The sequence below is a fragment of the Rothia nasimurium genome, from assembly GCF_928381415.1.
Lineage (GTDB): Bacteria > Actinomycetota > Actinomycetes > Actinomycetales > Micrococcaceae > Rothia > Rothia nasimurium_H.
Genome location: NZ_CAKMSF010000003.1, coordinates 187,317 through 208,177 on the forward strand (window position 1 = coordinate 187,317; position 20,861 = coordinate 208,177).

At 59.7% G+C, this 20,861-nt stretch carries 23 protein-coding genes and 3 tRNA genes; 17 read left to right on the forward strand and 9 right to left on the reverse strand.

Translation table 11 applies throughout. The annotated features are described in order from the left end of the window. Positions 1-87: 87 nt before the first annotated feature. The 10 genes from L7A20_RS04440 (at position 88) to L7A20_RS04485 (ending at position 5,380) form a co-directional block, all read left to right on the forward strand. Positions 88-159: transfer RNA gene (locus tag L7A20_RS04440), tRNA-Thr, on the forward strand. A 26-nt stretch (positions 160-185) separates the two neighbouring features. Beyond that, a tRNA-Met gene (locus L7A20_RS04445) sits at positions 186-259 on the forward strand. Between the two features lies 1 nt (position 260). Further along, positions 261-332 (forward strand) — tRNA-Thr (locus L7A20_RS04450). A gap of 55 nt (positions 333-387) precedes the next feature. Continuing rightward, a complete protein-coding gene (locus L7A20_RS04455) occupies positions 388-834 on the forward strand; it encodes a MaoC family dehydratase N-terminal domain-containing protein (protein ID WP_237222547.1) in 447 nt (148 codons plus the stop codon). A gap of 3 nt (positions 835-837) precedes the next feature. Beyond that, on the forward strand, positions 838-1,299 hold the full coding sequence (locus L7A20_RS04460) for a MaoC family dehydratase (RefSeq protein ID WP_237222548.1): 462 nt from the start codon (positions 838-840) through the stop codon (positions 1,297-1,299). Between the two features lie 146 nt (positions 1,300-1,445). Continuing rightward, the gene (locus L7A20_RS04465) at positions 1,446-2,675 is read left to right on the forward strand and encodes an MFS transporter (protein WP_237222549.1); all 1,230 of its coding nucleotides are present in this window, start codon (positions 1,446-1,448) and stop codon (positions 2,673-2,675) included. Positions 2,676-2,771: 96 nt separating this feature from the next. Next, the gene (locus tag L7A20_RS04470; RefSeq protein WP_237222550.1) at positions 2,772-3,863 is read left to right on the forward strand and encodes a UDP-N-acetylmuramate dehydrogenase; all 1,092 of its coding nucleotides are present in this window, start codon (positions 2,772-2,774) and stop codon (positions 3,861-3,863) included. A 12-nt stretch (positions 3,864-3,875) separates the two neighbouring features. Beyond that, the gene (locus L7A20_RS04475) at positions 3,876-4,277 is read left to right on the forward strand and encodes a PGPGW domain-containing protein (RefSeq protein WP_237222551.1); all 402 of its coding nucleotides are present in this window, start codon (positions 3,876-3,878) and stop codon (positions 4,275-4,277) included. Between the two features lie 36 nt (positions 4,278-4,313). Beyond that, the gene (locus tag L7A20_RS04480; RefSeq protein ID WP_237222552.1) at positions 4,314-4,823 is read left to right on the forward strand and encodes a helix-turn-helix domain-containing protein; all 510 of its coding nucleotides are present in this window, start codon (positions 4,314-4,316) and stop codon (positions 4,821-4,823) included. Then, the gene (locus L7A20_RS04485; RefSeq protein WP_272879210.1) at positions 4,823-5,380 is read left to right on the forward strand and encodes a PIN domain-containing protein; all 558 of its coding nucleotides are present in this window, start codon (positions 4,823-4,825) and stop codon (positions 5,378-5,380) included. Before L7A20_RS04480 ends, L7A20_RS04485 begins: the two co-directional genes overlap by 1 nt. On the opposite strand, the gene L7A20_RS04490 is transcribed toward L7A20_RS04485, so the two are convergent. Next, on the reverse strand, positions 5,377-5,802 hold the full coding sequence (locus L7A20_RS04490; RefSeq protein WP_237222553.1) for a GntR family transcriptional regulator: 426 nt from the start codon (positions 5,800-5,802) through the stop codon (positions 5,377-5,379). The genes L7A20_RS04485 and L7A20_RS04490 overlap by 4 nt on opposite strands. Before the next feature lie 9 nt (positions 5,803-5,811). Then, on the reverse strand, positions 5,812-6,951 hold the full coding sequence (gene asd / locus L7A20_RS04495; RefSeq protein WP_237222554.1) for an aspartate-semialdehyde dehydrogenase: 1,140 nt from the start codon (positions 6,949-6,951) through the stop codon (positions 5,812-5,814). A 140-nt stretch (positions 6,952-7,091) separates the two neighbouring features. Between asd and L7A20_RS04500 the strand changes: the two genes are divergently transcribed. Both L7A20_RS04500 and L7A20_RS04505 read left to right on the forward strand, forming a co-directional pair. Further along, a complete protein-coding gene (locus L7A20_RS04500) occupies positions 7,092-7,331 on the forward strand; it encodes a helix-turn-helix domain-containing protein (protein ID WP_237184912.1) in 240 nt (79 codons plus the stop codon). Then, positions 7,328-8,614: a HipA domain-containing protein gene (locus L7A20_RS04505; RefSeq protein ID WP_237222555.1), complete on the forward strand. Its 1,287-nt coding sequence runs from the start codon at positions 7,328-7,330 to the stop codon at positions 8,612-8,614. Before L7A20_RS04500 ends, L7A20_RS04505 begins: the two co-directional genes overlap by 4 nt. On the opposite strand, the gene L7A20_RS04510 is transcribed toward L7A20_RS04505, so the two are convergent. From L7A20_RS04510 to L7A20_RS04535, 6 genes are all read right to left on the reverse strand, one after another. Then, a complete protein-coding gene (locus tag L7A20_RS04510) occupies positions 8,602-9,228 on the reverse strand; it encodes a dihydrofolate reductase (protein WP_237222556.1) in 627 nt (208 codons plus the stop codon). The two genes, L7A20_RS04505 and L7A20_RS04510, sit on opposite strands and share 13 nt — an antisense overlap. A gap of 16 nt (positions 9,229-9,244) precedes the next feature. Next, the gene (locus tag L7A20_RS04515) at positions 9,245-10,066 is read right to left on the reverse strand and encodes a thymidylate synthase (protein ID WP_237184908.1); all 822 of its coding nucleotides are present in this window, start codon (positions 10,064-10,066) and stop codon (positions 9,245-9,247) included. A gap of 7 nt (positions 10,067-10,073) precedes the next feature. Beyond that, complete coding sequence (locus tag L7A20_RS04520) at positions 10,074-11,105, reverse strand: NUDIX hydrolase (protein WP_237222557.1); 1,032 nt, start codon at positions 11,103-11,105, stop codon at positions 10,074-10,076. Between the two features lie 95 nt (positions 11,106-11,200). Beyond that, the gene (locus L7A20_RS04525; protein ID WP_237222558.1) at positions 11,201-13,429 is read right to left on the reverse strand and encodes an RNA degradosome polyphosphate kinase; all 2,229 of its coding nucleotides are present in this window, start codon (positions 13,427-13,429) and stop codon (positions 11,201-11,203) included. 35 nt (positions 13,430-13,464) lie between these two features. Continuing rightward, on the reverse strand, positions 13,465-14,436 hold the full coding sequence (gene mshD / locus L7A20_RS04530; protein WP_237222559.1) for a mycothiol synthase: 972 nt from the start codon (positions 14,434-14,436) through the stop codon (positions 13,465-13,467). Positions 14,437-14,471: 35 nt separating this feature from the next. After that, positions 14,472-15,158 (reverse strand): winged helix-turn-helix transcriptional regulator, encoded by a 687-nt coding sequence (locus L7A20_RS04535; protein ID WP_237222646.1) that lies wholly within the window; start codon positions 15,156-15,158, stop codon positions 14,472-14,474. Between the two features lie 149 nt (positions 15,159-15,307). Here L7A20_RS04535 and L7A20_RS04540 point away from each other — a divergent pair, with 149 nt between their 5' ends. From L7A20_RS04540 to L7A20_RS04560, 5 genes are all read left to right on the forward strand, one after another. Then, a complete protein-coding gene (locus L7A20_RS04540; protein ID WP_237206180.1) occupies positions 15,308-16,060 on the forward strand; it encodes a hypothetical protein in 753 nt (250 codons plus the stop codon). Between the two features lie 425 nt (positions 16,061-16,485). Next, positions 16,486-17,151: an FABP family protein gene (locus tag L7A20_RS04545; protein WP_237222560.1), complete on the forward strand. Its 666-nt coding sequence runs from the start codon at positions 16,486-16,488 to the stop codon at positions 17,149-17,151. Further along, entirely contained in the window at positions 17,151-18,293 is a 1,143-nt protein-coding gene (locus L7A20_RS04550; protein WP_237222561.1) for a YgfZ/GcvT domain-containing protein, read from the forward strand. Before L7A20_RS04545 ends, L7A20_RS04550 begins: the two co-directional genes overlap by 1 nt. 276 nt (positions 18,294-18,569) lie before the next feature. Beyond that, positions 18,570-19,124, forward strand: a complete 555-nt coding sequence (locus tag L7A20_RS04555; protein WP_237194778.1) for a hypothetical protein — start codon at positions 18,570-18,572, stop codon at positions 19,122-19,124. 26 nt (positions 19,125-19,150) lie between these two features. Then, entirely contained in the window at positions 19,151-19,408 is a 258-nt protein-coding gene (locus L7A20_RS04560) for a hypothetical protein (protein ID WP_237194777.1), read from the forward strand. A gap of 81 nt (positions 19,409-19,489) precedes the next feature. On the opposite strand, the gene L7A20_RS04565 is transcribed toward L7A20_RS04560, so the two are convergent. After that, complete coding sequence (locus L7A20_RS04565) at positions 19,490-20,521, reverse strand: 6-phosphofructokinase (RefSeq protein ID WP_237184882.1); 1,032 nt, start codon at positions 20,519-20,521, stop codon at positions 19,490-19,492. Positions 20,522-20,861: the final 340 nt, after the last annotated feature.

Consider the following 20,861-nt stretch of genomic DNA (forward strand, 5'->3'; position numbering starts at 1 on the left):
CCATTTCAACTTGTGCCCTAGAACACCCCAAAAAACAGGTTCTAGATTTGCGTCTTCCAAAGGTTGTACCGTAAGCTAGTATCTGTTGCCCCGATAGCTCAGTGGTAGAGCGCCATCTTGGTAAGATGGAGGTCCCGGGATCGATTCCCGGTCGGGGCTCTGTATGAGCCCAAAAGTTCATACGTGGCGGTGTAGCTCAGCTGGTTAGAGCGCACGACTCATAATCGTGAGGTCGACGGATCGAGCCCGTCCACCGCTACGCCCCGATAGCTCAGTGGTAGAGCGCCATCTTGGTAAGATGGAGGTCCCGGGATCGATTCCCGGTCGGGGCTCAGATAACCTGTCAAGCATTAGCTTGGCAGGTTTTTTGTTTGTAGAGTGGTTTCTATGGCTATTAACCAAGAGATCGTAGGCCGCACCTACCCGGCCACAGAACCCTATGCGGTCGGGCGAGAAAAAATCCGTGAATTCGCTACAGCCGTGAAGGCCACCAGCCCCCTGCACTTTGATGTGCAGGCAGCCCAGAGCGCAGGCTACAGCGACCTGATCGCCCCGCCCACATTCGCCATCATTCTGGCCCAGAAGGCAGACGCCGCCCTGATTACTGACCCCGAAGCCGGTATCGACTTCTCCCGCGTGGTCCATGCTGACCAGCGCTTTACCCACCACCGCCCGATTGTGGCCGGGGACGAGCTGCTGACCGAGGTGCACGTCGATAGCGTGCGCGTCATGGGAGCCGGCGCTATGCTGACCACCCGCGAAGAAATTACCACCGTAGAGGGCGAAAAGGTCGCCACCTGCATCTCATCACTGCTGGTTCGGGCGGAGGACTAACCCATGACTATCTCTTTTGACTCCCTTGAAAAGGGTACCGAGATTGGTACCCGTCAAATCCCTGTCACCCGCGCTGACCTGGTGGCCTACGCGGGTGCGTCCGGCGACTTCAATCCCATCCACTGGAACGAGCGCTTCGCAACCGCTGTGGGTCTGCCCGGCGTCATCGCCCACGGCATGTTCACCATGGGCGCTGCCGTGCAGCTGGTGACCGACTGGGTAGGCGACGCCGGTGCCATTGTGGACTACCAGACCCGCTTCTCCAAGCCGGTTCCGGTACCTGATGCTGATGACGCGGCCTCCCCGGCTACCGGCGGAAACGTTATCTCGGTTGCTGGTAAGGTCGGCGCCCTGGATGCGGATGCCCGCACCGCCCGCATCGACCTGACCGTCACCGCCCCCGACACCGAGGGCAAAGAGCAGAAGGTGCTGATGAAGGCCCAGGCACTCGTGAAGCTTGCCTAGTATAGCCCCCACCTTGCGCACTAAAGGCGCCCGTTCAGAGATTGAGCGGGCGCCTTGTTGTGCACGACCACTAGAATAGACAGCAGGACACAAACACACTGACGCGCCCTCTTAGCTTTACTACGAGAGAATCGACCTTACCCACCATGGCACATAACCCCCGCACCCAGCTTTCCGACCGGCAGATTAAGACCTGGTACAGGGCTGTGCTGGGTCTTTTCTTTGCCAGCGGTTTAGTGGTTTCTGCCCTGCTGACCCGCCTGCCCGATGTGGCTAACGGGCTGGGGCTGAGCTCCGGTCCCATGGGCTTGCTGCTGCTGGGTATGACCATCGGTTCCTTCTGCGCCGTGAGCTTCTCAGGTGCCCTCGTCGCCCGCCACGGCGCTATCCGCTGTATCGCGGCAGCCTACACCACCACCGTCACCGGCATGCTCCTAATCGGCCTGGGCGTGCACCTTGCCAGCGTTCCCGTGACCCTGCTCGGCCTCATGCTTCAGGGCCTGGGCAGCGCTGTCTCCAACGTGGCCTCCAACGTGCAGGGCGTAGCCAACGAGCGGGCACTGGGGCGCTACGTCACCCCCATCATGCACGGCTTCTTCTCGATCGGCACCGTAGCAGGTGCCGCCATCGGCACACTCGACACCCGCCTGGGCGTGCCCTTCGCCGTTCACATGGCCTACTTTGCGTTAGCGGTTGCTGCCCTCGTCCTCATCTCCTTCAAGTTCTGCCACAGCGAAAACTACGGCCAGGACGACACCCAGGCCATCGCCGCCGTCGGCTCCTACCGGGTGCGCGACGCCTGGCGCGACAAACACACCATCCTCATCGGCCTCTTCGTACTGGGCATGGCACTGGCCGAAGGCTCCGCCAACGACTGGGTTGCGCTCGCCCTCACCCACGACTACGGCACCAGCAACACCATCGGGTCCCTCGGCTACTTCACCTTTGTAGTGGCCATGATGGTAGGGCGTTTTGGCGGCACCGCCCTGCTCAACCGCTTTGGCCGGGTGCCGGTGCTCCGCACCACCTGCTCGCTCGCCATTATCGGCCTGGCCCTCTTCATCTTCGCCCCTACCGTGCCCCTGGGCTTTGTCGGCCTGCTGGTCTGGGGCCTGGGCGCCTCCCTCGGCTTCCCGACCGGCATGTCAGCTGCCTCGGACGACCCGCTCAAGGCCGCCGTCCGCGTCTCCGTTGTCTCAACTATCGGCTACGCGGCCTTCCTAGGCGGCCCGCCCCTGCTGGGCCTGCTGGGGGAGCACTTCGGCATCCGCAACGGCCTGCTGGCTGTCCTGGTCTTTGTGGTGGTTTCCCTGGCTCTGACCGGTCAGCTAGAACCTAAGAAGCCCAGCCGCACCGTCCATATCGAAAAAATCTAGGTAGGGAAGATCGGTCAGGACGCCCCTGCCCGGCTCCCAGCGACAGCTCAGGGGGCAGGCAGGCGGCAACCGGTCTAAACCGGTAGAATGGGCACCGTGACTGACAAGCTTTTAAGTGAACTGACCACTGCCGCTGTGGGCGGCCCCGCCCGTCTCTTCGTTGAGGCCACCAGCGAGCAGGAGATTATTGATGCCGTAACCGCCGCCGATCGTGCAGGGGAAGACCTGCTGGTGGTGGGCGGGGGCTCAAACCTGCTGGTAGCCGATGAGGGCTTTGACGGGGCAGTGGTGCACATAGCTTCAACCGGTATTGAAACCGTGAGCGACTACGCCTGCGGCGGCACCACCCTGCGCGTGCAGGCAGGCCACACCTGGGACGACCTGGTAGCCTACGCCGTAGAGAACGAGCTCTCCGGTATCGAGGCCCTCTCCGGTATTCCCGGCACCGTGGGCGCCACCCCCGTACAGAACGTGGGAGCCTACGGCTCTGAAGTCGCCCACACCATCGCCTCGGTGCGCACCTGGGACCGCCAAACCGGCGGCTACAAGACCTTCGCTAACGCCGACCTCAAGTTCGCCTACCGGGACTCGATTCTCAAGCAGTCCACCGTCAACGGATCCCCCCGCTATGTGGTACTGACCGTAGACTTCCAGCTGCCGCACGGCTCCCAGTCTGCCCCCGTCCGTTATGCTGAGCTGGCCCGCCAACTGGGCGTTGAGGTGGGGGAGCGGGCCGACTCCCGCCTGGTGCGTGAAACCGTGCTGCGCCTGCGCGCCGGTAAGGGCATGGTGCTAGATGCCGCCGACCGCGACACCTACTCCACCGGCTCCTTCTTCACCAACCCGATTGTGGGGCAGGACGTTGCCGCCCAGCTCCCCGAGGACGCCCCCCGCTACCCGGCAACGACCCCCGCCGGTGAACCCCTGGACGGCATGGTCAAGCTTTCTGCTGCCTGGCTGATTCAGCACGCCGGGTTCGATAAGGGCTTCGGCCTTGAGAGCGAGGCGGCGGAGCTTGCCGGTGGCAGAGCGTCGCTCTCCACCAAGCACACCCTGGCTATCACCAACCGCGGTGGCGCCTCGACCACCGATATCGCGGCCATCGCCCGCGCTGTGCGAGCCGGTGTTGAGGAAAGCTTCGGGGTACGCCTGGTCCCTGAGCCCGTGGTCGTTGGGTTTACCCTCTAACCCAGGGGCGTTATGAGCCTAGAGAAAGAAATTGAGAGCGGGCAGGGCGGCCGCCTACACCGGCGTATGGAGCGCTTCCGCGCCTTCATGGGGCGGCACGCCGCCCTGCTTCTGCTCTACCGCCTGCTCATTATCGGGCTAGGTTTTTTGTGCATCGTCGCCGGTATTATCATGCTGGTGACGCCCGGCCCCGGCTGGCTTTTCATCTTCATGGGCATGAGCCTGTGGGGTACTGAATTCCACTGGGCCCACCGCCTGAATGTGTGGGCGAAAGCTAAGGTGCTGAATATCTGGCGGCAGTTAGAGGCTAAGCGGCATCGGGCCCACCGCCGTCGTACCGCCGCCCGCTGGGCCAGCCGCAGCAACCGCAGCCACTACTGCCCAACGGGCTGCCACTACAGGCAAACACTATAACATTTCGAATATTTCGAATAGTGCTATAGTGGTGGCATGACCGTCACTCAGAATAATCAGCGTTCTATTCTTGAACCCTCCACCTTTCATGAAGCAGACTTAGAACTACTTTTTTCTTTTTTGCACAGCGCTTCTAGTGAGGATGAGGGGGCTCAGCCTGCGCTGCTATCGCCAGACGGTAAAAAACAGGTCATTCCCTTCCTCTTATATGACACACTAACAACCATCGTTGATGCCTTAGCCCATAACAAGGCTGTTTCGATTACGCCTACCGATACCAAGCTCACCACTCAGCAAGCTGCTGATTATCTCCAAATATCTCGTCCAACACTCGTAAAAATTCTCGAATCTGGTGATATTCCCTTTACTACTGTTGGCCGCCATCGCCGTGTGCTTCTCGCAGACTTGATTCAGTATGAAGAGAAAGAGCGAAGAGAGCGTAAAGCTTTCCTCCAAGAACAAACGCAAGAATCATCAGCAGACGGTAGCTACTTTGACCTACCTCCAAGCTTTGCGCAGACTCGCATTCCGTCAGGAAAATCTTAATGTCTGGGCTATCTGCTGTTCTCGATGCATGTGTACTGCTACCGATGCCAACGTGCGACTTACTTCTGCGCCTAGCAGATGCAAAAGAGTACAGGCCCCTCTGGTCGCATGGGATTCTAGAGGAAGTAGAACGCAACTTGCAGACAGCGTTCATGCGAACGCCTGGGCAGGCTGAGAAGCGCGTGAGAAATATGCAGAAATACTTCCCAGATGCAGAAGTTTGTGAGTATGAATCGCTGATACATCAGATGGGTAACGACCCTAAAGATCGCCATGTTTTAGCAGCAGCAGTTCGAGCTCGTGCTGACTTTATCGTTACTTTTAATCTGAAAGACTTCCCTGAAGAGACTTTAGCTCCATTTGATGTGAGGGCCGTTCACCCAGATGATTTTCTGTGCGACCGGTTTGCACTGAACCCGCAGAGAGTCAAACAAATTGCTGAAGACATTGTGCGAGACATGAAGAACCCAGAGGTAACTCACACGGAGTATCTGGTGGGGTTGAGAAAAATTGGACTGGTGAGGTTTGCAGAGACTCTTGAGTCTAATGGATTCTAGCTTTCGAACCCCAGCATATGGTCCAGAGTCTCGTGGATCTGCTGGTCCTCAAAGCCCAGTTTGCGCATGGCTGTAATGTACTTTTCGGTTAGGGTCTGTGCCTTGTGCGCGGTTGAGTCGAGGGCCGTAATAAAGGACCCGGCCCGGCCGTGCGTTTCAATGGCACCGGCGGCTTCCAGCTCCTTGTAGGCCTTAGCCACCGTGTTTACTGCCAGTCCTGTTTCGGCAGCCAGCGCCCGCATGGGCGGCAGCCTGTCCCCGGCAGCTAATACCCCTGAGGCCCGCGCCGCAATAATAGCCCGCCGTAGCTGGGAGTAGGGCGGGACGTCCGACCCCTTATCAACCCTAAAATTTAAAGCACGAATGCCCCCGCACAGCTCCTCATGGGAGTCGTGAATCGGGGGCATCTCGTTCTTGGTCATAGCACCAGTCTAAAGGGTGCCGGTCGCAATCTTCAGCATGCGACGCACAGGTTCTGCGGCGCCCCACAGCAGCTGGTCACCCACGGTGAAAGCAGAAATGTACTGGGGGCCCATGTTGAGCTTGCGGATGCGGCCCACCGGGATATCCAGGGTACCGGACGCAGCAACGGGGGTCAGACCCTCGACGGTGGCATCCTTAGTGTTGGGGATAACCTTTGACCACTCGTTGTCCTCATCGATAATCTTCTCGATTTCCTCAACGGTCAGGTCTTCCTTGAGCTTCAAGGTCAGAGCCTGGGAGTGGGAGCGCATGGTTGCAATACGCACGCACAGGCCGTCCAGGACCACGCGGTCATCACCCTTAAGGCCCAGAATCTTGTTGGACTCAGCCTCGGCCTTCCACTCTTCGCGGGACTGGCCATTACCCAGATCAGAGTCAATCCAGGGAATCAGCGAACCGGCCAGGGGAACGCCGAACTGGGAGGTGTCGAGGTCGCCGGAGCGCTGGAGTTCCAGCACCTTGCGGTCGATCTCAAGGATGGCGGACGCGGGGTCGTCCAGCTCGGTTGCTACATAGCCGTTGATATCGCCGAACTGCTTGAGTACCTCACGCATGTGGCGGGCGCCGCCACCGGAGGCTGCCTGGTAGGTCATGGAGGTGCCCCACTCAACCAGGCCCTGCTTCCACAGGCCGCCCAGGCCCATGAGCAGGCAGGAGACCGTGCAGTTACCGCCGATGAAGTCCTTAACCCCTGACTCCAGACCGCGGTCAATGACGTCGCGGTTGATGGGGTCAAGCACGATGACGGCGTCATCGTTCATGCGCAGGGTTGAGGCGGCGTCAATCCAGAGACCGCTCCAGCCGCGCTCACGCAGCTGGGTGTGTACTGCCTTGGTGTAGTCGCCACCCTGGGCGGTCACGATGACGGGCAGCTTGGCGAGCTCGTCGATATCGTGGGCGTCCTTGAGAGTGGACTCTTCCAGCGCCCCGCCGAAGGTGGGGGCTGCTGAACCGGCCTGGGAAGTGGAGAAGAAGACCGGGTTGATACCCTCGAAGTCACCTTCTTCGAGCATGCGCTTCATGAGCACGGAGCCGACCATGCCACGGTAACCAACAAAGCCTACGGAATCACCAGATGTAAAAGTCATGGTTTCAGTCTAGCTTTTACGAGCTCCCGGCGCAGGGTCTGGAACCGTATGGTGAGAGAAAGTGTAATCGTACGGTGACTTTACTTAAAGTAACCGTATGATTACTTTAGGAAAAGTGGTCGTTCGGTTACACTTGCGGTATGACACAGCAAGATGCCACCGGTATACGAACCCTGCACATCACTGGAGAAGTGGGGGAAGTCGTCCGTCTCCGCCGAGAAGAGCTCGGTCTTACTCAAAAAGAAGTGGCCGCCAAGATTGGCGTATCCCGCAAATGGTACATTGACCTTGAACAAGGTAAGCCAACGGTTGAGCTCTATAAGGTACTAGATGCTTTTTGGGCTTTAAACCTAGAGCTTCAAGTAAAGGCCGCATCATGAGCGAACTCAATGCCTACCTAGATGGTGAACTGTGTGGCACATTCATGGAGAAAAATGGGCAAATCACTTTTGCCTATTCCCCAGGATATGAAAGTTCGGTGCCCCTTTCCCTGTCTATGCCTGAACGAAACCGGACGCATAAAAATAAAGTAGCGCTACCGTTCCTTAAAGGCCTTTTACCCGATAATGCTCAAGCTTTAGAAAATATGGCGCGTGCGGCAGGGGTATCAGCAGGATCCATTTTTGGTTTACTTGAGCGCTACGGGCAAGACGTTGCAGGCGCTCTTCAGCTTTTACCGCCGGGCAAGGGCAGTAGCGACGCACAGAGAGCTAACCTTTCTCAGCAACCCGTGCTGAATGAAACAGATTTTGAACAACTACTAGAAGAAAGTAGAGAGCTTTATCGCGGGAAAACGCTGATTGCTTCTGAAGCTTTTCGATTTAGCGTGGCAGGAGCCCAGCCAAAGCTATCACTGACCAGAAATCATGAGGGTAAATGGGTCCAGCCGGGAACAGGTATCGCCACTACCCACATCATTAAGCCTGTTAAAACAGAAGATAATTATTTTGTTGAGAATATCGATATTGCTGAGTTCTTGACAATGAAGGTAGCCGTTAAATGCGGGCTTAATGCTGTTGATCCTGAACTATGGCGGAGTAGAAAAAGTAGCTTAACAGCGGTCATTATTCCCCGCTACGACCGGTATATTCTTGACGATGCTGTTCGCCGGGTACACCAGGAAGACCTGTTGCAAGCACTGGGTATACCGCCTGAGAAGAAGTATCAGCATCGTGATGGTGGCCCTGGAGCTGGGGAGATAGGCCAACTGTTCCGCCAAAAAACTAAGCCGGGGGATCGCTTACGTCTTCAAGAGGACTTCTTTAAAGGCTTGGTGTTCAACGTAGGCGTAGTTGGTACAGATGCTCATGCCAAGAACTATTCTTTGGTGCATCGGGAGAGCGGGAGTGAGCTTGCCCCGTTGTACGATTTGATTTCTGCTGCTGCACATATCGGGGATGAAAGCTTGGCTTATTTTCCTATGGGAATTAAGAAAAACTATAGATTTACTCAGATTTCTGACGAAGGTTTAGTGTTTGAGGGACAGCGTTTAGGCTTGCCGAGGCAACGGGCCCAAGAGCTCGTAGAAGAGATTCTTAGCTACCTGCCAGAGGCTTTTGAGGAAACAGGTAAAGAGCACGGTTTGGAAGATGCAACCGCCAAAATTGTGGACGGTCTGGGGCGGCTTTCCCCTGCCCGTTTTATTTCAAACTATTGGCGCTGACCTGCTGCCTTTGTCTTGCGCAGGGTCTGGAACCGCATGGTGAGAGGGAGCTTCTCGCCGGTGGCGGTCAGCGCATAGCCTTTTTCAGAGCGGACGGGTGCGCCCTCGGCCACCAGCGTCCAGTCGGTTCCCAGCTCGGGGGCGTAGGTGTCCCCGGGAATCTCAGCCTCAAAGAGCGTGCGTTCCACCCGGGCAACCTGCCCACCCGCTACTCCGGGTAGGTCGGTGCGGCTCAGGGCCTCGGCGTAGAGGGAGCCGCCGCCAAGGACCCAGTAGGTGGGGGCATCCGGAGCCAAACTCTGTGCCGCCCCCAAAGCCGCATTGAGAGAAGGCGCCCAGATGGCGCCGTCCTTTTCTTCAACCTGCGAGACAGAACGTGTAATCACAAGATTGAGCCGCCCCGGCAGGGGGCGGAAGCGGGGAGGGTAGGAATCCCAGGTCACGCGGCCCATAATAACCGGAGCGCCCAGGGTCAAGGTCTTGAAATGGGCTAGGTCCTCGGGGGCATACCAGGGCATATCGCCGTTACGGCCAATCACTCCGTTGCCCGCCTGCGCCCAGATAGCTGCTAGCTCGGGCAGGGTACCCGAGTCGCTTACCCGCTCACCGTTCATGCTCAACTCCTTGGCCCTAGACTGCAATCGGAGCCTTAATGAGGGGGTGGTGGCGGTAATCTACCAGCTCAAAGTCCTCAAACTCGTAGTCAAAAATTGAGGGCTTCTTATTCTTAATGCGCAGGCGCGGGTAGGGGTAGGGCTCGCGCGACAGCTGCTCGGTAACCTGCTCGTAGTGGTTAGAGTAGATGTGGCAATCCCCGCCGGTCCAGACAAACTCACCGGGCACCATACCCACCTCTTCAGCAATCAGCTGGGTCAGCAGGGCATAGGAGGCAATGTTGAAGGGCACGCCCAGGAACATATCGGCAGACCGCTGGTAGAGCTGGCAGGAGAGCTCCTTCTGGCCGTCCTCCCGGGTCTTCACATAGAACTGGAAGAGGGCATGGCAGGGCGGTAGCGCCATATCGTCAACCTCAGCCGGGTTCCAGGCAGAGACAATATGGCGGCGAGAATCGGGGTTGTTCTTGAGCGAGTCAAGCACCTTGGCAATCTGGTCGATGGTCTGCCCGTCACCGGCCGGCCAGGAGCGCCACTGCACCCCGTAGACCGGGCCCAGTTCGCCGTCCTCGTCCGCCCACTCATCCCAGATCGTCACGCCGCGCTCCTGCAACCAGCGTACGTTGGACTCCCCGCGCAGGAACCAGAGCAGCTCAATAACCACCGACTTGAAGTGCACCTTCTTGGTGGTAATCAGCGGAAAACTCTCAGATAGGTCAAAGCGCATCTGACGGCCGAAGACGCTTCTGGTGCCGGTGCCGGTACGGTCGGCTTTCTCGTCGCCGGTTGCCATAATCTCGCGCAGCAGGTCTTCGTAGGGGGTAGGAATAACAGTCATATCTTCTTTAATCGTCAAAAGGCTTAATTTGTTCCAGCGACACCACGGTCTTGGGGTGGGCAACAGACACCTGCAAGACCCACATTTCCCCGGGCTTGAGGTAGGGGTCATGCACGGGCAGATGGGAGCGTAGCTGCTTATTCAGGTGCTCGCCCAGAACCTCAAGGACAGTGGGCAGCACCGGGCGGTGGGTGCAGAGCATGACCGACTTATCCCGCTTCTCAAAGAGGGACTCGACCACCTTACGGGCGTGCTTTGGCGCCCGGGCATGGTGGGCTTCGGTCAGGGCCCGCTTCTCCTTGATCGAAATGCCAGAGGCCTTCGAATAGGGGTAGACCGTCTGCATGCAGCGCACCCAGGGGGAGGAAATGATGCGTTCGGGCTGCCAGGCCTCCAGCAGGCGTCCTACCGCCAGGGCCTGGCGCTTGCCGGTAGCGGCAAGCGAGCGCTCGCCTTCGGCCCCGGCCCAGCTGGCGCGCGGTTTGGCCTTGGCGTGGCGGACGATAATCACCGGGCGGGTGCGCAGGTTCTGCGCGTGGGCCAGGGCCAGCAGGGCGTCGAGGGGCTCTTTGTCGGTGGCGTTGGTGAGCATGGTGCGGGCCTGTTTGGGGGTGACCCAGCGCAGCTCGTCCACTTCGCCCTCGTCAGCAACGGCTTTTTGCCCGGCGGGTGCTTCGGCTGCCCAGTAGTAGACCTCCTTGGGCTTGCCCTTGACCTCGTAGGCGGTCACCGCTAGAGGGGCGCCGAGGGTGACGTTGAGCCCGACCTCTTCGCGGATTTCCCGGATGGCGGTTTCGGGCAGGGTTTCGCCGGGGTCCTGCTTGCCCTTGGGCCAGGACCAGTCATCGTAGCGGGGGCGGTGGATGATGAGGACCTGCACCTGGTCGTGGTGCCAGCGCCAGATGATGGCGCCTGCTGCGTTGACAGCTGCCCGGTTGTGGGGGCCCCGGCTGAGCGAGAGCGCTCCGTCGTGGGTGTGGGCGGCGTAGAAGGTCTCGGTGTGCGGCATGTGGGAAGCTCCGTGGGGGTGGGCGGGCATTGAGAATGTCCTTGAGTTAACCGAATGTTAACCCAAGGACATTCTATGCCCCTTAGCTGTGAGCGGTGGACAAGGCGCGGACGTCTGCGCCCGGCTTAGGCTCGCTTGTTGCGTTTCTGGTCACGGCTAGCCAGGTAGTAGGCCTGCACATCGCGCAGGGGTGAGCCGTCGGCTGCCAGGTGGTGGCGTTCCCAGGTGCCGTCTGACCCCAGGTGCCAGTTGCTGGTTTTCTCTGAGAGGTAGTTGTCGAACATCTCTAGCAGGTACTTGATATGGGCTTCTGCCTTCACATGCACCAGGGCTTCAACACGGCGGTCGAGGTTGCGGTGCATCATGTCTGCTGAACCGATGTAGACCTTGGGGGTCCCGGCGTTTTCGAAGGTGAAGACGCGGGAGTGCTCGAGGAAGCGGCCCAGGACTGAACGCACCTTGATGTTCTCGGAGAGACCGGGGACGCCGGGGCGCAGGGCACAGATACCGCGAACGACCACGTTGACCTCAACCCCTGCCTGGGAGGCGCGGTAGAGGGAGTCGATGATAGCCTCATCGACCATGGAGTTGCACTTGATCTGAATCTTGGCGGCGTGGCCCGCGCGCTTGTGCTCGATTTCCTTGTTGATGTTGTCAATCAGGCCCGAGCGCAGGGAGCGGGGGGCAACCAGTAGCTGCTTGTAGGTGGTCTTCGGGGCGTAGCCGGAGAGCTGGTTGAAGAGACGGGAGACGTCCTCACCGATTTGCGGGTCGCAGGTGATGAGACCGAGATCCTCGTAGAAGCGGGCGGTGGAGGGGTGGTAGTTGCCGGTGCCGATGTGGCAGTAGCGGCGCAGTCCGTCCGCCTCTTTACGCACGACCAGGGAGAGCTTGCAGTGGGTCTTGAGGCCCACGATACCGTAGACCACGTGCACGCCCGCGCGTTCGAGCTTACGGGCCCAGTTGATGTTGGCGGCCTCGTCGAAACGGGCCTTAATCTCAACCAGGGCTAGCACCTGCTTACCGGCTTCTGCTGCCTCGATGAGGGCGTCCACGATGGGGGAATCGCCGGAGGTGCGGTAGAGGGTCTGCTTAATAGCCAGGACGGAGGGATCGGCAGCTGCCTGCTCCAGGAAGGCCTGCACACTGGTGGCAAAGGAGTCATAGGGGTGGTGCAGGAGCACATCGTGGTCGCGGGTTGCGGTAAAGACATCGGCTGCCTTGGAGGTCTCGTTGGCGTTGAGCCAGCGGGAGGTGTGGGCGATGTGCTTGGGGTAGTGCAGGGCCGGGCGGTTGGTCTTGGCGATGTCGGATAGACCGCGCAGGTCAAGAGGAGCAGGGAGCTTGTAGACCTCGTGCTCGTCGATGCGGAGCTCCGACACCAGCAGGTCAAGGATGGTGGGGTTGATGGTGTCTTCAACCTCCAGGCGCACCGGGGGGCCAAAGCGACGGCGCAGCAGCTCGGTTTCGAGGGCCTTGAGCAGGTTTTCGGCGTCGTCCTCTTCAACTTCGAGGTCTTCGTTGCGGGTCACACGGAAGGCGTGGTGCTCAACGACCTCCATGCCGGGGAAGAGCATATCGAGGTGCTCGGCGATGATGACTTCAAGGGGGATGAAGCGCACCTCACCGGAGGAAGACTTAACCGATCGAGCCCCGTCCACAGCAACCATGCGTTCGATGGTTTCGGGCATCTTCAGGCGGGCGAAGAGTTCCTTGCCGGTCTGGGGATTACGGACGATGACGGCCAGGTTCAGGGATAGACCCGAGATGTAGGGGAAGGGGTGGGCCGGATCCACCGCTAGCGGGGTGAGGACGGGGAAGAGCTCGGCTCGGAAGAAACGGGAGAGTCGGTCTTGTTCGGCGTCTGAGAGATCAGCCCAGCCCACGATACGGATGTTCTCTTTTTCGAGCTCGGGGTAGACCTGCTCGTGGAAGACTTTAGCCTGGCGCTCCTGCAGGGCGTGGGCGGCTTCGGAGATTTCTTCCATCTGCTCTTCGGGGGAGAGCCCAGCAGCCGAAGGCACAGCGATACCGGTGGCGATACGGCGCTTGAGACCGGCTACGCGCACCATGAAGAATTCGTCCAGGTTGCTGGTGACGATGGAGAGGAAGTTGAGGCGCTCTAGCAGGTAGAGGTTGGGGTCTTCGGCCAGTTCGAGCACTCGGGTATTGAACTCGAGCCAGCTGATTTCGCGGTCAAGGAAGCGGTCGCTGCCGAAATCGCCTTCGAGGTTGGGCTGCTTGATTTTTTCGCCCACGTCGATACGGTCTACGCGGGTTTCGGCGCGTTCGAGCTTGTTAATATCGCCGTTGATATGGGGGTGGGCCGGGGTTTCTGCCGGTGTAGTGGTCATGGTGTGCCTTTCAATGCGAGGGGCGGTGGTAAAGATTAGGGGTGGGCAGGTGCGTACTGTCGGTCGATGGTGAGGGGGGTAAAGCCGAGGGAGCGGTAGAGGGCTACAGCGGCGGTGTTGTCGGCATCGACATAGAGGACGATGCGGTCAAGGGGAGTGCCGGACTCGTCGGTAGCCCCGGCTAGATAGGCCATGCCGGCTAGGGTCAGAGCCTTCCCCAGCCCCTTACCCTGCCAGGTGGGCGCGATGCCCACCGCATAGACTTCCCCTTCGGGGCGCTCGCCCTGGCCGGTAGGAATCTTGGTCCAATGGAAGCCTGCCAGCTGCCCGTCCTTTTCTACAGCCAGGAAGAACCCTTCTGCCCGGAACCAGTCAGAGTCGGTGCGGGCCGCAAGGTCATCGAGGGTTAGCCGCCCCTGCTCGGGGTGGTGGGCAAAGGCCTGGGCATTGACCTGCACCCAGGCCTCAGCCCGGTCGGGGGTGTAGGTGGTCAGCGCTAGGTCAGCGGGGAGGGGGCGGGCCTGGGCATCGGTGCGGACGCCCGCCCGCGCCTCGTCGGTCAGGGTCAGACCCAGCTTGTAGAGTTCGCGAGTAGGGCGCCAGCCCAGCTTATCGGCCAGGTGGGTTGCCGCCTGCAGGGCAGGGCTAGAATCATCAGACCCACCGTGCACCCAGGCCCGAATCGGCTCATCACCGGCAGCCTCAACTGCTGCGCCTATTAGGGCCGAGCCAAGGCCCTGGCCACGGGCCTCGGGGGCAACAGCGGCCTCCAACACCCAGAGCTCACCTTCTCTCACCAGGGCCGCAAAACCTAGGGGCGCACCAGCCTGCCGGGCCTCAAAAAGCCGCACACCGGCGTCCGCCCCCGCAGCTGTCTTGCGCAGCTCAACAAAGGTCTGCTCAGAAAAGGGGGAGGCGCCGTCCTGCCGCCGGGCCAGCTCAGCCAACCGCTCAAAATCAGCTAGCACAACACCCGAAACCTTGGGTGAAATAATTTCATAGACCACACGCGCCTCCTACACACATCGCAGCTCCTCTAAGCCTACCTAGAATCCGACCGTGCCGAGTTAAAGCTATACCCCACATTGCGAACCGTCGTAATCAACTGCTCATTGTCAGGGCCCAGCTTCGACCGCAGACGACGAATATGCACATCAACCGTGCGCGTACCACCGTAGTAGTCATAACCCCACACCTCAGAGAGAAGCTGGGCACGCGTAAAAACCCGCCCGGGGTGCTGCACCAAAAACTTCAGCAACTCAAACTCTTTATAGGTCAGGTTCAGAGGAGAACCCTGCAAACGCGCCGAATACGAGGCCTCATCCACCGTGATACCACCGGCCCGAATGACCGTGCTCTCGGGCTCAGCCTCATCAGCCACATGCGCCGTCAACAACCTCAAACGGGCCTCAAGCTCAGCCGGACCCACCGACTCAAGCACGATATCGTCCACCATCCAGTGCGGCGCCACCGCAGCCATACCGCCCTCGGTAAGCACCATCAACAGCGGCGTAGTAAAACCAGACCCCTTCAACAACTGGGCACAGTTACGGGCCGCAACCAACTGCTCACGGGCATCAACCAAGACCACATCGGGCCCCGCAGCTTGCACCATCGAAGCAGAAGCCCCCAACGGCAGAATAGACAGCTGATGAGCCAACAACCCCAGCGACTGAGTGACATCAGCGCCATCGGTCGCAGAATCACTCAATACGACAATATGCAGCACGCTCATACACTCCCTTGAACAGGTCAACTCAAGCACCAGTATAAAACGCACGCCACAGACGTTGATAAACAGGTTCGTAATACGGGAAGATAAGAAGGACGCCGGCACCCACACCACCGGCCCACCACACACCGAGATGAAACCCCAGAGTGACTACTAAAGATCCCACCCACACCCGAGCTATCCGCACCTTCGTCCCCGAGCTCACCAAGCTCCGCCGAGCCCGGCAGAAAACCGTCTACGAAGGGCCCATCGGGCGTATCGGCGCAACCCGCCGTTCTCGCTACACACTGGTGGCACTCTCAGCCCTCATCACCCTCATAGCCTTGGTCATCACCGCAGCTACCTCACCCGACCTCGCAGCACTCGCCGGGTTGGGCGCCGTCCTTCTCATCGCCGGCGGCTGGCCCGCAGCCACCGGCATCGCCGAACTGCGTGGACGCCGCCGCATCACCTCCCACTCCGTCATCGTGCTGATATCGGGCGTAGCCTCCTTGCTCTACTCCTGGCTCAACCCCGGCAGTTCCCCCCTGGCCTTCCTGCCCGCTATCGCAGCGGTGGGCGTGGTCGCAAGCTTCATGGCAGAACTAGCCCGCGGCGAAGGCGCTGTGGGGCGCCTGGAGTCGGTCATTAGCTGCGTCTCGGGTGTGCTCGCCTCGGTATCGGTAGCAGGCTGGGTGGGGCTAGCCATCCTAGCCAGGGACGTTGAAACCGCCTACCCCGTCATCACCATCGGCCTGGCCGTCGGCCTGCTGCTGGGGCTTATCGGCATCCGGGTTGTCTCAGCAGGCCCCAAAGAAGGACCCCGCCGCGGCGCTGTCACCCTGGGCGTAACACCCGTAGCATTTATCGGCGTCATCGCCTATGTGTGTGCGACTTTCCTCACTCGCGTGGTAGGGTAGCGGTATGAGTATTCTTGCACTTGAAATTTTCTTCCTCGTCCTTCTGGGCCTGGCAGGTCTGGCTATCTTCACCTGCATCGGTTTCGTACTCACCGGCCTCTTCCGCGGCCAGAAGTAAGCAACCCACGGGCTTATCAACACCGGCCCCGCGCACTGTAGCGCGAGGGCCGGTTTTCTTTATATTTCGGGCACCTAAGGTGAAGGGAGCAGCGGGGGCGCCCCGGCAGACGACTGGCTGGGGCTGGCATGAATTGCAGTCGATGAGCGTCGAGATTCCGAGCGTGCGAGGAAAATAATCTCGGCGCGAATCTGGCGAGCTTGCGAGCCAGAGCGAACCAGCAAGAAGGTTAGTCGTCAGAGGGGCGCCCCTCGCTGCTTATACCTGCCCCTCTCCTCGGACTGGTTTGCCGATTACACTGGTATGTATGGCTATTGAAATTCCCACCAACCTCACCCCCGAACTCGTGCCCTTCTCCTGGCTGCTGGGCACCTGGGAGGGTACCGGCTCCCTCTGGTATGAGGGCTCAGAATCAACCCCCTTCGGGCAGATTATTACCTTCAGTCAGGACGGCCTGCCCTTCATCGAATACCGTGCTGAGAGCTTCCTGCTCGATGATCAGGGTCAGAAGCTGCGCACCATCACCGTTGAGACCGGCTTCTGGCAGATTGACCGCCCCCAGCTAGACGGCGACGTCGGCCCCGGCCTGGTGCCCGCCGATGTGGTTCCCGTCCACCAGGACGCTGAGTCCGTTGAGTCCCTGCGTAATGAGGACGGCGGCTTTAACCTGCTGGCTACCATCGCCCACCCCGGCGGCTTGACCGAAAACTATGTGGGCATGATTAAGGGCCCGGTGGTGCGGATGCAGACCGGCAACATGCTCAAAGACGACATCACCAAGGACTACGCCGGTTCTGTGCGCCTCTGGGGCCTGGTCAACGGCAATCTCATGTGGGACTGGGAAACCGCAAACCCCGAAACCCGCAAGCTTGAGAAGCATGCCTCGGCTGAACTGCGCAAGACCTCCTCAATGACCGGCGAGGACCTGGGTACCACCATGTTCGGCGGCGAAAACCTTGCAGGTGACCAGTAGTGACTGCCTACCGTAGCCCCCTGCTGTCTCGCCCGGGTGCTTTTGCGGCGTCCGGGGCGGACGCTGGGGTCGCTGCCCACTACGGCGACCCGGTTGCTGAGCAGCGGGCTCTGGCCCGCCGTACCCGGCTTGCCCTGGTTGACCACTCCAACCTGGGCGTGGTGACGGTTGCGGGCGAGGACCGCCTGAGCTGGCTGACCACCCTCTCAAGCCAGGTCCTAGCCGGGCTGGGGGAGGGGAGCTCCACCGAGCTTCTTCTGCTGACCCCGCAGGGCCGTATCGAGTTCTCTGCTTTCGCTGTTGAGAAGGACGGCGCGGTCTGGCTGATCACCGAACGGGACCAGGCCGCGCCCCTGGCCGAGTATTTGAACCGCATGAAGTTCATGCTGCGCGTTGAGATTACCGACCGCACCGAAACCCACGCGGTGCTGGGGTCCACCCTTGACCCGCGCGAGGCTGAGGGCGCGGATGCCGTGCTGGCAGGCGGCATCGTCTGGACTGACCCCTGGGGCGCCGGCATTGCCCCCGGGGGCTACACCTACGCGTCCGCTGGGGAAGACGAGCACCCGGCGTCCGCCTACCGCCGCTACCTGACCATCGTGCCCGCCCACCGCCTGCTCGATGCGGTCGAAGGAGCCCAGCTAGCCGGGGTATGGGCGGCTGAGGCCCTGCGTATTGAGGCCTGGCGGCCGCGCGTGGGCGTGGACTCCGATGAGAAGACCATCCCCCACGAGCTCGACCTGCTCCGTACCGCCGTGCACCTGGAGAAGGGCTGCTACAAGGGCCAGGAGACCGTGGCCCGCGTGCACAACCTGGGGCACCCGCCCCGCCGCCTGGCCTTCCTCGACCTGGACGGCTCCGAGCACACCCTGCCCGCTGCCGGTTCTGCCGTGATGAACGGCGAGAAGAAGGTGGGCACCGTGACCTCGGTGGCCCTGCACCACGAGGCTGGGCCTATTGCCCTGGCCGTCCTCAAGCGCTCGGTTGAGCCCACCGCCACCTTGCGCGTGGTAGACGGGGGAGATGCGGACGCCGACGGCAACCCCGCAACTAGCCAGTATGCTGCCGCCCAGACCGTCATTGTTGCTCCGGACGCCGGTCAGGTGGCAGGACGCCGGAACATGGGAGACTTCCTGCGGTAGGCAGTGCTGTTTTGCTGTGACCTCCGCTGTGTATCACGGGTTGCTCTCTGGGGCGCAGGGGCCTTGGTCGTCAGTTGAAGGAGGCAGGGGGGGGGGATTCTTGCTTGGGTCTTAGACGGTAGAACCAAGCGTTGGTAGTAGGTGGAACTGGTTTGGTTCTGTTGCCAAAATATTTTTCACAGATTCTTGACAAGTGATGTTCATCATGTAAGTATTTGTAATACGGCTCACAGGTTCACAATTTGTAATGAAAAATTTTCAATTTAGGGAGTCGCGATGTTTAAGCGATTTTATGTTTTTCTTGTATCTCTAGTAATTGCTATTTCGTTTGGCCTAATGGTGCCAGCAAATGCTATTACTTCCCCTGGAGGCTCGCATAATAGCGAGATTCTGGCAGAGAAGCTTTTAGAGTATGCTGTCCTTGATTCAGCTGGCAATATTGACTACTTCGATGTCGATGGAGCCCGGGCAGACGATGTAAGCGAAGTTGTTTTGCTGTCAGCCATTTCGTACAATCAGGGGGTATCAAATCGTCTTGGAGGGGGAGCTTTTCCTGCTCTTGCTGGGCATGATCCTCAAATTGGCTTTCCAGTTCATGGGAATTGGTGCGGCCCAGGGGTGAGTGGCCCTGGCGCTCCGATTGATTTGCTCGACACGCGGTGTCGCACTCATGACCTGTGTTATGCAGAGAAGGGTTATTTCAATAAAACCTGTGACCGTCAGCTAGTTGCTTTGATTACAGTTGACTTACAGATGAATAAGTACTCAGGCTGGGTGAAGGCTAAGGCAATTGCTATTAGGCAAGTTTTTGCTCCTAATGCGATTTTTTAGAAAAGGTGGTAGAGATGGTATCTTACGTGACTGGTAATCAGTGGGGAACATTCTCTTCCCCGCGCTGGCAAAAATTCAATCTGCTTGCTGCCTTTATATTTCTGGCAGGTGCTCTTGCCTTTACCTATGGAGGGCTTACCACCAGCTATAGCTGGGCTCTTGCACCCCTGCTGGGTCTTCTTGGCCTTGGGCTAAGTCTCTTGGCCCGCACCTGGGGCTGGGCAGTGGCCTTCTCCCTGCTAATCCTAACCCTCCCAGCAGTCATCGCCCTACAGGGCGTATAAGGCGCATAAAACCAACCGATACTAAAGAAGTGGCTCTCCTCCCCGCCAGGGGAGGAGGGCCACTTCTTATGCCTCTAGGGCCTAGCGGCCGAAGAGGACCTTAGCCTCTTCGTAGCGGTGGACCGGAACGGTCTTCAGGCCGTTGAGGGCCTCAGCGAAGTCAACGCGCTTAATCTCGGTACCCTGCAGGGCAACCATCTTGCCCCATTCCTTGTCGTGAATCATATCGACAACCTGGATGCCCAGGCGGGTTGAGAGCACGCGGTCAAAGCCGGTGGGGGCGCCACCGCGCTGGATATGACCCAGGGTGGTGTTACGGGTTTCAATGCCGGTGATGCGCTCAATCTCCTGCGCAACCCAGTCGCCGATACCGCCCAGGCGGGGGCGGCCGTCCTTCTCCTGGCCCTTACCAGCCATCACATCGTCGAAGCCCTCGGGGATGAAGCCCTCAGCAACAACAATCAGGGGGGAGCGGCCGCGGTCGTGAACTTCCTTGACCCAGCCAGAAACCTCTTCCATCGAGACCTTAACCTCGGGAATCAGAATAGCGTGAGCGCCGCCGGACATACCGGAGTGCAGGGCAATCCAACCAACGTGACGGCCCATGACCTCAGCAACCATGGCGCGGTGGTGGGACTCGCCGGTGGTGCGTAGGCGGTCCAGGGCGTCGGTTGCGATGGAAACGGCGGTGTCGAAACCGAAGGTGTAGTCGGTTGCCTGCAGATCGTTATCAATGGTCTTGGGAACACCAACCACGGGCAGACCCGCGTCAGCCAGGCGCTTAGCACCCGCCAGAGTGCCCTCGCCGCCGATAGCGACAATAGCGTCGATACCGTTGCGCTCCATCATGATCTCGATGTTCTCGGGGCCACCCTTAGGGCCATCGAAGGGGTTAGTACGGGACGTACCTAGAATGGTGCCACCGGTACGAGCCAGACCGCGAACCTTGGTGCGGGGCAGATCCATGAAGTCGCCCTCAACAACACCGCGCCAGCCGTCGCGGAAGCCAACGAACTCGTCGCCGTAGGTCTTGACGCCATTGAGCACAGCGCCACGGATAACAGCGTTCAGGCCGGGGCAGTCGCCGCCGGAGGTGAGCAGACCAATCTTCATGGAGAAACTCCTTGTGTTATTCCTGGTGGGGAATGATGGTGGTGACCCTGTTGGGTTTCTGCCCGTTTAGGCAGTCCAAAGTGTGGGTCTTTGTTGGTTTCTATTGTAGTAAAGAGGGGTTGCGTTGGGTAGCTGTGGGGTAGGTTGCGCTGTATGTTTTGGGTCGCTGAGTAAGAGTCAAATGCGACTTTAGGGGCGGGAGGGATTCTAGTTTCTGGCACTCCGGATATTACAGATAGCGCGGCATATGAACCTTCGCAAGCGACCCTCTCGCAGCTTCGCTTCGCTCAGGTGCGATTCACGCCAGCCGCCGAGCCAGCTTGCTTTCGGTTCATATGCC

Bases quoted from the DNA above. Each gene is read 5' to 3' on its own strand.
- L7A20_RS04510 (WP_237222556.1), bottom strand. From the start codon at position 9,228: ATGAACGGTGAGCGGGTAAGCGACTCGGGTACCCTGCCCGAGCTAGCA.
- L7A20_RS04520 (WP_237222557.1), bottom strand. From the start codon at position 11,105: ATGCCCGCCCACCCCCACGGAGCTTCCCACATGCCGCACACCGAGACC.
- asd (WP_237222554.1), bottom strand. From the start codon at position 6,951: ATGACTTTTACATCTGGTGATTCCGTAGGCTTTGTTGGTTACCGTGGC.
- L7A20_RS04465 (WP_237222549.1), top strand. From the start codon at position 1,446: ATGGCACATAACCCCCGCACCCAGCTTTCCGACCGGCAGATTAAGACC.
- L7A20_RS04565 (WP_237184882.1), bottom strand. From the start codon at position 20,521: ATGAAGATTGGTCTGCTCACCTCCGGCGGCGACTGCCCCGGCCTGAAC.
- L7A20_RS04480 (WP_237222552.1), top strand. From the start codon at position 4,314: ATGACCGTCACTCAGAATAATCAGCGTTCTATTCTTGAACCCTCCACC.
- L7A20_RS04500 (WP_237184912.1), top strand. From the start codon at position 7,092: ATGACACAGCAAGATGCCACCGGTATACGAACCCTGCACATCACTGGA.
- L7A20_RS04525 (WP_237222558.1), bottom strand. From the start codon at position 13,429: ATGACCACTACACCGGCAGAAACCCCGGCCCACCCCCATATCAACGGC.
- L7A20_RS04505 (WP_237222555.1), top strand. From the start codon at position 7,328: ATGAGCGAACTCAATGCCTACCTAGATGGTGAACTGTGTGGCACATTC.
- L7A20_RS04515 (WP_237184908.1), bottom strand. From the start codon at position 10,066: ATGACTGTTATTCCTACCCCCTACGAAGACCTGCTGCGCGAGATTATG.
- L7A20_RS04485 (WP_272879210.1), top strand. From the start codon at position 4,823: ATGTCTGGGCTATCTGCTGTTCTCGATGCATGTGTACTGCTACCGATG.
- L7A20_RS04545 (WP_237222560.1), top strand. From the start codon at position 16,486: ATGGCTATTGAAATTCCCACCAACCTCACCCCCGAACTCGTGCCCTTC.
- L7A20_RS04455 (WP_237222547.1), top strand. From the start codon at position 388: ATGGCTATTAACCAAGAGATCGTAGGCCGCACCTACCCGGCCACAGAA.
- L7A20_RS04475 (WP_237222551.1), top strand. From the start codon at position 3,876: ATGAGCCTAGAGAAAGAAATTGAGAGCGGGCAGGGCGGCCGCCTACAC.
- L7A20_RS04555 (WP_237194778.1), top strand. From the start codon at position 18,570: ATGTTTAAGCGATTTTATGTTTTTCTTGTATCTCTAGTAATTGCTATT.
- L7A20_RS04490 (WP_237222553.1), bottom strand. From the start codon at position 5,802: ATGACCAAGAACGAGATGCCCCCGATTCACGACTCCCATGAGGAGCTG.
- L7A20_RS04460 (WP_237222548.1), top strand. From the start codon at position 838: ATGACTATCTCTTTTGACTCCCTTGAAAAGGGTACCGAGATTGGTACC.